Origin of the sequence: Helicobacter pametensis ATCC 51478 (genome assembly GCF_000518225.1) — a bacterium.
GTDB classification, from domain to species: Bacteria; Campylobacterota; Campylobacteria; order Campylobacterales; family Helicobacteraceae; genus Helicobacter_G; species Helicobacter_G pametensis.
On record NZ_JADE01000006.1, the window covers coordinates 95,569 to 107,464 of the forward strand.

Annotated in this window: 12 protein-coding genes and 2 tRNA genes; all 14 read left to right on the top strand. The window is 40.8% G+C overall.

Translation table 11 applies throughout. From position 1 onward, the window contains the following. The first annotated feature begins 13 nt into the window (after positions 1 to 13). The 14 genes from T391_RS0100635 to T391_RS07480 all read left to right on the top strand — a co-directional run bounded on the left by T391_RS0100635 (position 14) and on the right by T391_RS07480 (position 11,835). Entirely contained in the window at positions 14 to 664 is a 651-nt protein-coding gene (locus T391_RS0100635; RefSeq protein WP_027326718.1) for a hypothetical protein, read from the top strand. Positions 665 to 691: 27 nt separating this feature from the next. Further along, a complete protein-coding gene (locus T391_RS0100640; protein ID WP_034583281.1) occupies positions 692 to 2,770 on the top strand; it encodes a polyribonucleotide nucleotidyltransferase in 2,079 nt (692 codons plus the stop codon). A 98-nt stretch (positions 2,771 to 2,868) separates the two neighbouring features. After that, positions 2,869 to 3,171, top strand: coding sequence for a F0F1 ATP synthase subunit C (locus T391_RS0100645; RefSeq protein ID WP_027326720.1), 303 nt, complete (start codon positions 2,869 to 2,871; stop codon positions 3,169 to 3,171). Positions 3,172 to 3,206: 35 nt separating this feature from the next. Next, positions 3,207 to 3,291 (top strand) — tRNA-Leu (locus T391_RS0100650). 18 nt (positions 3,292 to 3,309) lie between these two features. Continuing rightward, a tRNA-Leu gene (locus T391_RS0100655) sits at positions 3,310 to 3,396 on the top strand. 64 nt (positions 3,397 to 3,460) lie between these two features. After that, positions 3,461 to 4,180 carry a 3-deoxy-manno-octulosonate cytidylyltransferase gene (gene kdsB / locus T391_RS0100660; protein ID WP_027326721.1) on the top strand — a complete coding sequence of 240 codons (720 nt, stop codon included), beginning with the start codon at positions 3,461 to 3,463 and terminating at the stop codon, positions 4,178 to 4,180. Continuing rightward, positions 4,180 to 5,535 carry an MATE family efflux transporter gene (locus T391_RS0100665; protein ID WP_027326722.1) on the top strand — a complete coding sequence of 452 codons (1,356 nt, stop codon included), beginning with the start codon at positions 4,180 to 4,182 and terminating at the stop codon, positions 5,533 to 5,535. Before kdsB ends, T391_RS0100665 begins: the two co-directional genes overlap by 1 nt. After that, positions 5,532 to 6,173, top strand: a complete 642-nt coding sequence (locus T391_RS0100670) for an HAD family hydrolase (RefSeq protein ID WP_027326723.1) — start codon at positions 5,532 to 5,534, stop codon at positions 6,171 to 6,173. Before T391_RS0100665 ends, T391_RS0100670 begins: the two co-directional genes overlap by 4 nt. A 56-nt stretch (positions 6,174 to 6,229) precedes the next feature. Beyond that, a complete protein-coding gene (locus tag T391_RS0100675; protein WP_027326724.1) occupies positions 6,230 to 6,790 on the top strand; it encodes a pyruvate flavodoxin oxidoreductase subunit gamma in 561 nt (186 codons plus the stop codon). A 10-nt stretch (positions 6,791 to 6,800) separates the two neighbouring features. After that, positions 6,801 to 7,187 (top strand): 4Fe-4S dicluster-binding protein, encoded by a 387-nt coding sequence (locus tag T391_RS0100680; protein WP_027326725.1) that lies wholly within the window; start codon positions 6,801 to 6,803, stop codon positions 7,185 to 7,187. Positions 7,188 to 7,197: 10 nt separating this feature from the next. Further along, entirely contained in the window at positions 7,198 to 8,418 is a 1,221-nt protein-coding gene (locus T391_RS0100685; RefSeq protein WP_027326726.1) for a 2-oxoacid:ferredoxin oxidoreductase subunit alpha, read from the top strand. Between the two features lie 11 nt (positions 8,419 to 8,429). Continuing rightward, positions 8,430 to 9,374, top strand: coding sequence for a thiamine pyrophosphate-dependent enzyme (locus T391_RS0100690; RefSeq protein WP_027326727.1), 945 nt, complete (start codon positions 8,430 to 8,432; stop codon positions 9,372 to 9,374). 196 nt (positions 9,375 to 9,570) lie between these two features. Then, positions 9,571 to 10,077, top strand: a complete 507-nt coding sequence (gene nrfH, locus T391_RS0100695; RefSeq protein WP_027326728.1) for a cytochrome c nitrite reductase small subunit — start codon at positions 9,571 to 9,573, stop codon at positions 10,075 to 10,077. Positions 10,078 to 10,086: 9 nt separating this feature from the next. Next, complete coding sequence (locus tag T391_RS07480) at positions 10,087 to 11,835, top strand: ammonia-forming cytochrome c nitrite reductase subunit c552 (RefSeq protein ID WP_051420495.1); 1,749 nt, start codon at positions 10,087 to 10,089, stop codon at positions 11,833 to 11,835. The last annotated feature ends 61 nt before the right edge of the window (positions 11,836 to 11,896 follow it).

The window sequence follows — 11,896 nt, forward strand, 5'->3', positions numbered from 1 at the left end:
TGAAGGAGAAAGCATGGAGAATTGGAAGGGTTATTTCAAAGATATTGACGATGCACTCAAACAGCTTGTCGATCGTATCGAATTGACTGATCTTGGCAATACCGTGATTCTTGGGCTTTTTGGAGAAAAAACACTTTTGGCAAAGCGGGTGGCTCAGTATTATGGTTTGCCTTTGGAATATTTATTGACAGCCCCCATTCGTGCACCAGAGAATCGAGATTGTATCATTGCTCTTGTGAGCGAAAAAATGGATGTTGTGCTAGATGCTCAGCTTGCAGAATCATTTGATATCTCTTATGATCAAATCTATGCCCAAGCCACGAGGGTGGCTGAGCGAGTGATTTTGCCAAGAGTTAAGAGGTTGCGGGGAGAAAATGCCATGATGGACTTCAAAGATAGAGATGTATTGATTGTCAATGAAGGGGTAGAGCTTGGATTTGAGGTTGAGCTTGCCATCAAAATGTGTCTTAAGGACAAATGCCGAAGCCTCTCTCTTGCTACTCCTGTGGTGCCCTCAGATATCTTGGAGCTTTTGCTAGCACAATGTGATTGTGTGTATAGTGTGCTAAGCCCTCAATACTTTGTCTCTATGCCTTATTACTACAAAGATTTATTGAGTGTTGAAAGCGAGGCGCTTTTATCCTTGAGTCGATCTAATTTGTAATAGAATCACAAAATTTTTATGCGGAGTATGATTGTGGGTGAGATGACTGTCCATTTGGATTCAATGATTGAGAATTTTGATTTTACAAAAGCCGCACAACAGGCCTCGGGATCAGTGTGGTATTGTTGTGGAAAAACTGTGATTTTGGCAAGTGTCGCTGTGGATTATGACACAGTGCTAGAGGAAGATTTCCTACCGCTAACTGTGCAATATATTGAAAAAACCTATGCAAATGCCAAATTCCCTTCAGGGTTTATCAAGCGCGAGAGTAAGCCTAGTGATTTTGAAACCTTGACTTCAAGGTTGATTGATCGCACATTGCGTCCACTTTTCCCCAAAGGCTATGCTCATCCAACTCAAATTAGCGTGATGGTGTTGAGTTATGATGGGGTGAGTGATCTTCAAGTATGCGCTCTCAATGCAGCCTCAAGTGCCCTTTATGTCTCTGATTTGCCTATTTTTGTCCCAGTCAATGCGGTGCGGATCGGAAAAAATCAATCAGGTTTTCTGATCAATCCAAGTATGCAAGAGATGCAAGGGAGCACACTCGATCTTTATATTTCTGGATATTTGGATCATGTATTGATGATTGAGATGAGAAGTTTGCCCAATGATGATTTGTGCGAATTAAGTGAGGCTGAATTTTTTGAAGCTGTTGAGCTAGCCAAGCGTGTGATCTCAGAGCGATCTAGGAGATATGAAGAGAGCTTTGAGGGAGCAAAGAAAGAGCCGATCAAGCTTCAAATCAAAATAGATCAAGCAAGAGATGAGGCTGTGGAGTGGATTTGGATGCATTATCACAAAGAGCTTGCTTTGACTCTTGGAAAGATGGCAAAAAGTGAGCGTGCAAGTGAGCTCAAAAATCTTGCTCTAAGAATCCAAGAGCAAGTTTCTTGGGAATTCTCTGAAGTCTTGAAGGCACTTGAGATCTGTAAGAAGCGAATGTTGCGAGAGATGATCCTCAAAGATCAAAAACGCGCAGATGGACGAGCACTTGATGAGGTGCGAGAGATTTGGATTGAGACCAATATACTGCCATGTGCACATGGTTCTTGTTTGTTTAAAAGAGGGCAAACTCAAGCGCTTGTTGTTGCAACGATTGGATCAGATAATGATGCTCAAAGCTATGAGTTACTTGGAGATAAAACCACTTCAAAAGAACGCTTTATGGTGCATTACAACTTCCCTGGATTTAGCGTGGGGGAGGCAAGTATGATCGGAGCTCCTGGGCGTCGAGAGCTAGGACATGGAAATCTTGCCAAAAGAGCACTTGAAGCAAGTCTTAAGGATCGAAGAGTTGTGAGATTGGTCTCTGAAATTTTGGAATCTAATGGCTCAAGTTCGATGGCGACAGTTTGTGGAGGATCTCTTGCATTGGCAGCAAGTGGAGTGGAAACACATGAGCTTGTTGCAGGTGTGGCTATGGGACTTGTCAAAGAAAATGAGTCTTATGCAGTCTTGACAGATATCATGGGATTGGAAGATCATTGTGGAGATATGGATTTTAAGGTGGCTGGGACCAAAAGAGGGATTACAGCTTTACAGATGGATATCAAGCTTGGAGGAATGAAGTCTGAGATCTTAAAGGGGGCTATCGAGCAGGCAAGAGAGGCACGCTTGCATATTTTAGGACTGATGGAAGAAGCATGTGCGAAGATAGAGATCAATGAAGAGATTGTGCCATCTGTGATTACTTTTGATGTGCCTGTGGAGCGCATTGTTGAAATCATCGGGACTGGGGGCAAGGTGATCAAAGAGATTATTGAGCGTTTTGGGGTCAATATTGATCTGGATCGCACCAAGGGTGAAGTTAGAATCAATGGTTTGGGCGCAGAGCGTCTCAAAAATGCCAAAGAATATATTTTGAGTCTCTTGGCAAAGGGAAAGGTAAGAGATTTTGCGGATTATGAGGTGGGGATGTGTTTTGATGGAAAGATCAAGAAGATTGTTGATTTTGGAGCTTTTATTGAGATGCCAAATGGTGGGGATGGATTGCTTCATATTAGTAAGATTCGAGGAAAGAGAGAGAATCTGAGAGAGGGAGAGATCTTGGGTTGCAGGGTGCTTTCTGTCAGTCAAAACAAAATTGAGCTTGATTTAGTCTAATTTATGGCTGAAAGCTTGGTTTTTTTGATAGAATTTCGACTTCATTTGAGCTAGTAGGGGACTGATCCGAACGCCAGATTTATGATTTAAGGAAAAAGATGAAAAAGATTGCTCTTTTGATGTTTGTTTGTTTAGGTTTTGCTTTTGCTGATGATATGACAATGGTCAAGGCATACTCTGTTTTGGGTGCTGTTGTTGGTCTTGGTATCGCAGCTTTTGGTGGTGCTCTTGGAATGGGTTATACAGCTTCTGCGACAATTTCTGGGATTGCTAGAAATCCAAGCGTTGGTGGAAAACTAACCGGAACGATGTTTATCGCTCTAGCTTTGATTGAAGCACAAGTTATTTATACTCTTGTTTTGGCAATCATCGCATTTTATGCCAATCCTTTTATCGCTTAAAACAAAATAGGGGGTAAAAAGGGGGAGGGGGTTATGCGCTGGTGGTGGAACTGGTAGACACGCTATCTTGAGGGGGTAGTGAGGAAACTCGTGCGAGTTCGAGTCTCGCTCAGCGCACCATATATCTTGATCATTTGTGCCGGAGTGGTGAAACTGGTAGACGCGCTAGACTCAAAATCTGGTAGGGGCAACCCTGTGTCGGTTCGAGTCCGACCTTCGGCACCATTCTTCGAATTTCTATATACTTCTCCTTTTTGTTTTGGATTTTTAAGATGTGAAGGTTATTGATATGATTATCATTCCAGCAAGACTACATTCAACACGCTTTTCTCAAAAAATGCTAACTGATATCCTAGGTTATCCTATGGTTGTGCGCACAGCACTGATGGCAAACGAGGTCGATGTAGCAGTTGTTGCAACAGATTCTGAGGTTATCGCTGATGTATGCAAATCCTATGGAATCCAAACAGTGCTGACAGATTCTAGACACTCTAGTGGTACAGATCGATGCGCTGAAGCTGCTAGAAAAATGGGGCTAGATGCTGATGAGATTGTGATCAATATGCAGGGAGATGAGCCATTTCTTGAATCAGAGATTTTGAAAAAACTACAGGATATGATGCACACTAGTGATGCCTTTATGGGGACATGTATCCGCTCTATCTCTTCTACTCAGGCTCAAGATCCCAATATAGTCAAAGTTGTATTAGATGCGGAAGATAGAGCTCTGTATTTTTCAAGAGCATTGATTCCCTTTGATCGTGAGGGTTTTGCAAACACTTCATATTATGGCCATCTGGGTATTTATGCTTTTAGAAACCAAAATTTGCAGCAATTTTGCACGATGCCCAAATCACCTCTTGAAGAGATCGAGAAGCTTGAGCAATTAAGAGCATTATGGAATCAAAAGACAATCCAAACGCTTTTAGTTGAAACTCAAAGTATTGGGATTGATACTCCAGAAGACAAAGAAAGAGCAATTGCACTATTTCAATCAAAGGGGATGTAATGACAAGCAAAGAGATTGATCTTGGATCAGATTCTATTCCTCGATTATTTTTTTATTATTTTTTTCCAGCTCTGCTCTCTATGCTGGCTCTTAGCACTTATGCTATTGTAGATGGATTTTTTATCGCGCATGTTTTGGGTGAAGATGCCGTTGCAGCCCTTGGAATTACATGGCCTGTTTTTCCTGCTTTGATGGCATTTGAGCTTTTGTTTGCTGTGGGTGGATCATCTTTGATTTCGTATTATTTGGGAAAAGGAGAGGCACACAAGGCTAGACAAGTTTTTAGCTCGATTATTTATTTTGTTTTTGTTGTGGGGATAGGGATAAGTTGTCTGCTCTTTTGGTGGACGAAAGAGATTGCTATTTTGCTTGGATCAAGCCCAAAAATTGAAACTTTGGTTGTGGATTATTTGCAGATTATTTTTGCAGGTGCTTTTTTGATTTTTTTGCATCCCGTTTTGGATATGTTTGCTGTCAATGATAAGCGTCCGATACTAGCAATGGTTTCGATGATTGTCGCTGCTTTGGGGAATGTGGGATTTAATTATTTGTTTCTCTTTGTGATGGATTTGGGGATGTGCGCTAGCGCTTTGGCGACGATTTTGGGCAATAGCTTTGCGATTTTGATTTTGCTGATGCACTTTTGGAGTAAGCGCGGAGATTTGTTTTTTGTCAAGATTTTTGATTGGAGAGCTGTATTGCGCTCTGCTAGAAATGGAATCCCCTCATCGATTGCTGAAGCAAGTGCGGGGATTATGATGCTATTTTATAATCTCACATTGATGCGTGAAATGGGGGAGAGAGGTGTTGTGATCTATACTGTTGTGATGTATGGGGGGATTATATTTTTTACCATTCTGCTTTCAATTGCTCATGGAATCCAGCCTATCACAAGCTTTAATTACGGAGCCAATCAGCGTGATCGTGTGCGCAGTATCTATTTTTTTGGTTTATTGATCTCTTGCTTGGTAAGCAGTGTGCTTTATATCGCTTTTTATTATTGGGGTGAAGGATTTGCGCGCACATTTTTGGATTCTAAGCGAGTGGCACTCAGTGATGTGGGTTTGATTTCAGAGATTGCTTTTGTGATTAAAATCTGGTTTGTTGCTTATTTAGCACTTGGGATCAATATGGTGAGTTCGATTTTTTTACAATCTATCCAGCGTCCATGGGGAGCGTTGTTGATTACGCTCTGCTACACTTTGATCCTCACACCCATATTGCTTCCCATCCTGTATCGATTTTTTGGAGAAATTGGGATTTGGGGGGCTTATCCATTGGCATCTATTTTGACTGTTTTGGTGGTGGGTGCTGTGCTGGTTTATGAATTCAAAAAAGGAGTGCTTGCACGATGAGTGACAAGATTTTATTATTTGACTTAGATGGGACATTGATTGATTCAACAGAGGCAATTTTGGAAGCATTTTTGCAGACAGCTAGTGATTATGATATTACCCTTGAAGGGCGTGAGGGAGAGATTTGCTCTATGATTGGAATGACATTGGCAGATATGTTTTTGCGTATTGGAATCCCTTCTGAAACTATTCAAGAATGTGTTGCAAAATATCGAAGCTATTATCGCGAGGTTTTTTTACAGAAAACTTTCTTGTTACCAAATGTAAAAGAATTGCTTCAGACACTTCCAAGCACCTATCAAATGGCTGTTGTGACTTCAAAATCACATTATTTTTCTGAGAAGATATTGGAGAATCTTGGGGTATTGAAATTTTTCTACACCATTGTAGGAATTGATGATGTGATGGAGCCAAAACCAAGTGCAGAACCCATCTTGAAGGCTCTTCACAATCTAGAGTATGATTCAAGTCGTGTTTTTATGATTGGAGATACGCGTTTTGATATGGAAGCTGCCAAAAATGCGAGCGTTGTGGGGATTGGGGTGAATGGAAAATATCAAAAAGATTTGGCAAAATACACTTCGCTTGTCTTTGCTGATATGGAGCAGGCACTGCGCTACATTGAGGCATTGCCCTAGTTTTGTTATTGTAAAATTATTATTATCTTTTAGAACAATTTATTTAGGAGGCATAGATGCTAGAAATAAGATGGCATAGTCGCGCTGGTCAGGGTGCTGTGACTGGAGCAAAAGGATTGGCAGATGTAATTGCAGGGACTGGGAAACAGGTTCAGGCTTTTGCATTTTATGGTTCAGCCAAGAGAGGTGCAGCGATGACGGCATATAATCGAATCGATGAGGATCCAATTTTGAATCATGAGAAATTTATGTGGCCTGATTATGTGTTGGTGATCGATCCGGGATTGACTTTCATTGCTGATATTTGTGCAAATGAAAAGGCTGGGACAAAGTACATTATCACAACGCATCTTAGCAAGGAAGAATTGATTGCCAAGAAGCCAGAATTGAAGGGCAAAGAGGTGTATGTACTAGATTGCATCAAGATTTCTTTAGAAACCATTGGTAAGCCTATCCCAAATGCACCAATGCTTGGAGCACTTATGAAAGTGTCTGGAATGCTTGAGCTTGATTACTTTTTGGATGCGTTTATCAAATTGCTTGGTAAGAAACTTCCACAAAAGATCATTGATGCCAATCGTGAGGCGATTATGCGAGCATATAATGAAGTGAAATAAGGAGGAAAATATGAAAGGTTGGAATGAATTTGAAATAGGGTCTGTATTGTTTCCTCTTAATGAAGATGGAATCGGTGCACAAGAGAAAATGCCACAAGATCGAAGCTATACAGAGAATAGCTCAAGAAGTGCGAGTGTTGCGCATTGGAGGGTTCAAAAACCCATTCATAATCATGATCATTGTATCAATTGCTTTTTCTGCTGGGTGTATTGTCCTGATGCATCGATTTTGGCCAAAGATGATCAGATGAGTGGGATTGACTATATGCATTGCAAGGGATGTGGGGTTTGTGTTGCTGTATGTCCGACAAATCCTAAATCTCTATTGATGTTTGATGAGGTTGAAGAAGAGCAAGATGCATTAAATAAATGGCCGCAAAAAGAAGCAAAGAAATAAGGAGGATTGAATGGCTTTAAAGTATGAATTATCAAAAATAGAAGTTTGGGATGGGAACATGGCAGCAAGCCATGCTTTGCGTCAAGCTCAGATTGATGTTGTCGCTGCTTATCCAATCACGCCATCTACTCCAATTGTTCAAAATTATGGGAAATTTTTGAGTGATGGCTATATCGATGGTGAGTTTGTTATGGTGGAGTCTGAGCATGCGGCGATGAGTGCTTGTGTAGGTGCAGCAGCTGCTGGAGGAAGAGTTGCGACTGCTACAAGTTCGCAAGGTTTTGCTTTGATGATTGAGGTGATGTATCAAGCTTCAGGAATGAGGGTTCCAATCGTCTTAAATCTTGTCAATCGTGCCCTTGCAGCACCACTCAATGTCAATGGGGATCACTCAGATATGTATCTAAGTAGAGATTGTGGCTGGATCAATCTTTGCACCTATAATCCTCAAGAGGCTTATGATTTCAATTTGATGGCATTTAGGATTTCTGAGGATTTGAGAGTGAGGATCCCAGTCATTGTGAATCAAGATGGATTTATTTGCTCTCATACTGCTCAAAATGTCCAGCCACTTAGTGATGATGAGGCATATGCATTTATCGGAGAATACAAAACAAAAAATGCATTGCTAGATTTTTCTAAGCCTGCAACTTATGGAGCACAAACTGAGGAAGATTGGCATTTTGAACACAAAGCACAGCTCCATCATGATCTGATGAAATCATCTGAGGTGATTGAAGAGGTGTTTGGGGAGTTTGCAAAGCTGACTGGACGCAAATATTCTCTAGTCGAGACTTATGATATGAGTGATGCTGATGTGGCGATCGTTGCGCTTGGAACGACTGTAGAATCAGCAAGAATTGCAGCCAAGAATGCGCGCGAAAAAGGTATTCGTGCAGGAGTTGTCTCTATTCGCTCATTGCGACCATTCCCTTATAAGCAAATCGCTGAAGCTCTTAAAAACTGCAAAGCGATTGCTATGTTGGATCGCAGTCTTCCTGCTGGTGCTATGGGAATGTTGTTCAATGAAGTGGGTGCTGCATTGTGTCAAAATGCTCAGAATAGACCTATTTTGTCCAACTATATTTATGGACTTGGTGGAAGAGATATGACACAAAACATCCTTTTGGATATTTATCAAGAATTGAGCGAGAATGCAAAAGCTGGAAAGCTCACGCATCCAACCCAACAATTTGTTGGACTTCGCGGCGCAAAAATGGCGTTTAATTAAGGAGAGGCGAGATGACAAAAGATATCAAGAACTTAAAGCAATTTTCAAGATCAGCAGAAAAATTTGAAGGAGCCAATCTTCTTTGTCCAGGATGTGCTCATGGAATGATTATTCGTGAGGTTCTAAACTCTGTAGATGGACATATTTTGATTGGGAATTCGACAGGATGTCTTGAGGTTTCAACTGCCGTTTATCCTTATACATCTTGGGATGTGCCTTGGATTCATATCGGATTTGAAAATGGATCTACAGCAGTTGCTGGAGCTGAGGCGATGTATAAAGCGCTTGCTAGAAAGGGTCGATACAAGGGTGAAAAGCCAAGATTCGTAGCCTTTGGTGGAGATGGAGCGACTTATGATATCGGTTTTCAGTGGATTAGTGGATGTTTTGAAAGAGGTCATGATCTGACTTATATTTGTCTTGACAATGAAGTATATGCCAATACAGGTGGACAGAGAAGCGGTTCAACTCCTTTGGGATCTAGCACTTCGACAACTCCTTCTGGACGCGTAAGCTATGGAAAAAAAGAGAAGAAAAAAGATCTTTTGGCCATTATGGCAGCCCATGGCGCTCCATATGTAGCACAGGTCGCTCCAAACAAATGGAAAGATATGAATAAAAAAATCAAAACTGCACTTGATACTGAAGGGCCTACTTTTATCAACGCTCTCAGTGCTTGTACGACAGAATGGAGATTTGATTGCAATAACACTGTTGAGATGATGGATTTGGCTGTGGATTCTTTGGTTTTCCCTCTCTATGAGATCATCAATGGTCATGAGCTTCACATCACATATCGTCCCAAAAATGTCATTCCCGTGAGAGATTATCTTGGAGTGCAAGGGCGATTTAAGCATTTGTTCAAGCCAGAAAATGAGCATATCATCGAGCAATTCCAAAAGGATGTAGATAAAAAGTGGGAACTTCTCCAAAGAAGAGAGGAAGCTGGGGTCTGATCTTTCAAAAGGGGGTCAAAAAAGGGTTAAATAAAAAGGGGGGAGAAAATAAAATACAAAATGTTAATTTTTGAAACACTGCTAGCCTAATTCTCATATAAAAATATTTATTTTTTGTTTGCTTTTTTGAATAAGGGATACAATCTTAGTGTCGTATCTAAAATGATCGATGAATACAAAGGAATAGGAGGCTTTAATGTCAGATAAGAAGTCTCTCTCTACACTTTATTCCATTTTTGTCATTTTTGCTGTTTTTATCGTAGCTGGAGGGATTTATACCTTTTATAACGCACAAGGATTTTCCTACTTTAGCAATGATTCTAAGGCTTGCAATAATTGCCATATCATGAATGAAGTGTATGCAGATTATATGAGCGGACCTCATAGCAAAGAGATTGATGGGAAACCTAGGGCAACTTGTGCTGAGTGTCATCTTCCCCATGATTTTATTCCCAAATGGATTGCCAAGGCTCAGAGTGGTTTAAGTCATGCGTATGCCTTTACTTTCAAGCTTGAAGATTTGCCTACAAATTTAAGTGCGACACCAAAAAGTAAAGAGATGATTCAGCAAGCTTGCATCAATTGTCATTCTGATTTTTCAGAGAATGCAATCAATGCAACAGCCATTCCCCAGCATGGAGGCAGAGACGCGCTCAGTTGTGTTTCTTGTCACAAAGATGTAGGACATAGAAGAAGTTTTTAAGGAGAGAATATGCATAAGACAAAGGTCGTTTTTTTGATTTTGATTTCAGCATGTGTTGCTGTTGGATTATTTTGGCTCAATTCAGACATCAGTGCCAAAAAGGCTCAAAGTTTTACAACTTCAGCCAATTTGGCCAAGATGAGTGATGAGAATCCAGATTTTGCCGAATGGGGGAAAAATTTCCCAGAGCATCTAGATATGTATATGAAGATGAAAGACTCGACATATACTGCGACAAATTTTGCAGGAAGTTATCCCTATAGCAAAATCAATCGCTATCCCCAGCTCACAATGTTTTGGGATGGATATGCTTTTAAGTTTGACTACAATCAAAATAGAAGCCATTATTACTCTCAAATCGATCAATTAGAGACTTTGAGAAACAATAAAAAATTCTTAAATGCTCATGGTTTGACCAAGTTTGATGGACAGCCTGGAGCTTGTTTGAATTGTCACTCAGGAAATGTTCCAAAGCTTGTCAAAAAGCTAGGATGGGTTGAGTTCAACACGACAAAGTATTGGACTATCACCAAGATGATGGAAGGTCCAAATGATGTGCATGGCAAAAAAATGGGGAGCACCTGTGCAGACTGCCATAGTCCAGATGATATGAGTTTGCGCCTCACACGACCAGCTGCGATCAATGCACTTGTGAGTAGGGGATATGAAAAGGATGAAAAGCATGGCATCAAGGCAAGTCGTCAAGAAATGAGAACTTTGGTTTGCGCACAATGTCATGTCGAGTATTACAACAAGCCAACTGGACAAAAAGTCAAGATCAAAGTCGAAACAAACTATCAAGAAATCAATGAGCTCAAAGATGGCAATCGACTTGTAGAAAAAGAAGCAAATGGAATCGAGCTTGCTTTCCCATGGGCGATGTGGAAAAAGGGTGAGCCTTTTAGAATCGAGATGCTAGATGAGTATTATGAGAGTGTGAGAGATATTTTCCCACAAGATTTTGTCCATGCAAGCACAAAGGCTCCAATCATCAAGATTCAGCATCCTGAGACTGAGCTCTATTCAGGCAGTGTGCATGCGAGTAATGGTGTGAGCTGTGCAGATTGTCATATGCCCTATATCAGAAGTGGAAGCAAAAAGGTCAGCAATCACTTTATCGCCTCTCCCTTGCTTGATGTCAATGCATCTTGTAAGTCTTGCCATACACAAAGTGAGGATTATCTCAAAAAACAAGTGCTTGATATTCAGACAGCAAGTGCTTACAACATCAGAAGTGCAGAATATGCTGTGGCAAGCTTGATCAAAGACATCACGACATTGCGAGCAGAGCTTGCAAAACTTCCAAAATTTGCCAAGATCAAAGATGCAAACAAAAGAGATCAAGCGATCACTGATGCGATTAAACCCGCACTAGAGATGCATCGCAAAAGCCAGATTAGGGCGGATTTTATGAATGCAGAGAATTCTTCAGGATTCCACAATCCAAGAGAGGCAGCTAGGATCTCTCTTCAAGGTGTGCAGTATGCCAAGCAAGGTCAAGAGCTTGTCGTAAGCATTGGTGCCAAATATGGAATCAAAATTACCCCAAGCAATCTTGGGTTTGAGGATATGAGAAAGATCGCTCCAAGTCCTGTCACAATCAATGGAAAGCGATATTATGAAGCTCCATTGCAAGATGACACACCAAAAGAGCTTTTAGAACTTGATAAAAATCTTGTGCCTTTCAATTATGAAAAAATCAATGCAACAATCAAAGGCAAAAGTGCTCAAGATCCTTTTTATCAAGCAAAACACTGATTTTGCTCTCCTTCTTAGGTGATGCTTACCCTCCCCCAATCCTTTGGGGGGATTCTCTCTT

Bases quoted from the DNA above. Each gene is read 5' to 3' on its own strand.
- T391_RS0100635 (WP_027326718.1), top strand. From the start codon at position 14: ATGGAGAATTGGAAGGGTTATTTCAAAGATATTGACGATGCACTCAAA.
- T391_RS0100640 (WP_034583281.1), top strand. From the start codon at position 692: ATGATTGTGGGTGAGATGACTGTCCATTTGGATTCAATGATTGAGAAT.
- T391_RS0100645 (WP_027326720.1), top strand. From the start codon at position 2,869: ATGAAAAAGATTGCTCTTTTGATGTTTGTTTGTTTAGGTTTTGCTTTT.
- kdsB (WP_027326721.1), top strand. From the start codon at position 3,461: ATGATTATCATTCCAGCAAGACTACATTCAACACGCTTTTCTCAAAAA.
- T391_RS0100665 (WP_027326722.1), top strand. From the start codon at position 4,180: ATGACAAGCAAAGAGATTGATCTTGGATCAGATTCTATTCCTCGATTA.
- T391_RS0100670 (WP_027326723.1), top strand. From the start codon at position 5,532: ATGAGTGACAAGATTTTATTATTTGACTTAGATGGGACATTGATTGAT.
- T391_RS0100675 (WP_027326724.1), top strand. From the start codon at position 6,230: ATGCTAGAAATAAGATGGCATAGTCGCGCTGGTCAGGGTGCTGTGACT.
- T391_RS0100680 (WP_027326725.1), top strand. From the start codon at position 6,801: ATGAAAGGTTGGAATGAATTTGAAATAGGGTCTGTATTGTTTCCTCTT.
- T391_RS0100685 (WP_027326726.1), top strand. From the start codon at position 7,198: ATGGCTTTAAAGTATGAATTATCAAAAATAGAAGTTTGGGATGGGAAC.
- T391_RS0100690 (WP_027326727.1), top strand. From the start codon at position 8,430: ATGACAAAAGATATCAAGAACTTAAAGCAATTTTCAAGATCAGCAGAA.
- nrfH (WP_027326728.1), top strand. From the start codon at position 9,571: ATGTCAGATAAGAAGTCTCTCTCTACACTTTATTCCATTTTTGTCATT.
- T391_RS07480 (WP_051420495.1), top strand. From the start codon at position 10,087: ATGCATAAGACAAAGGTCGTTTTTTTGATTTTGATTTCAGCATGTGTT.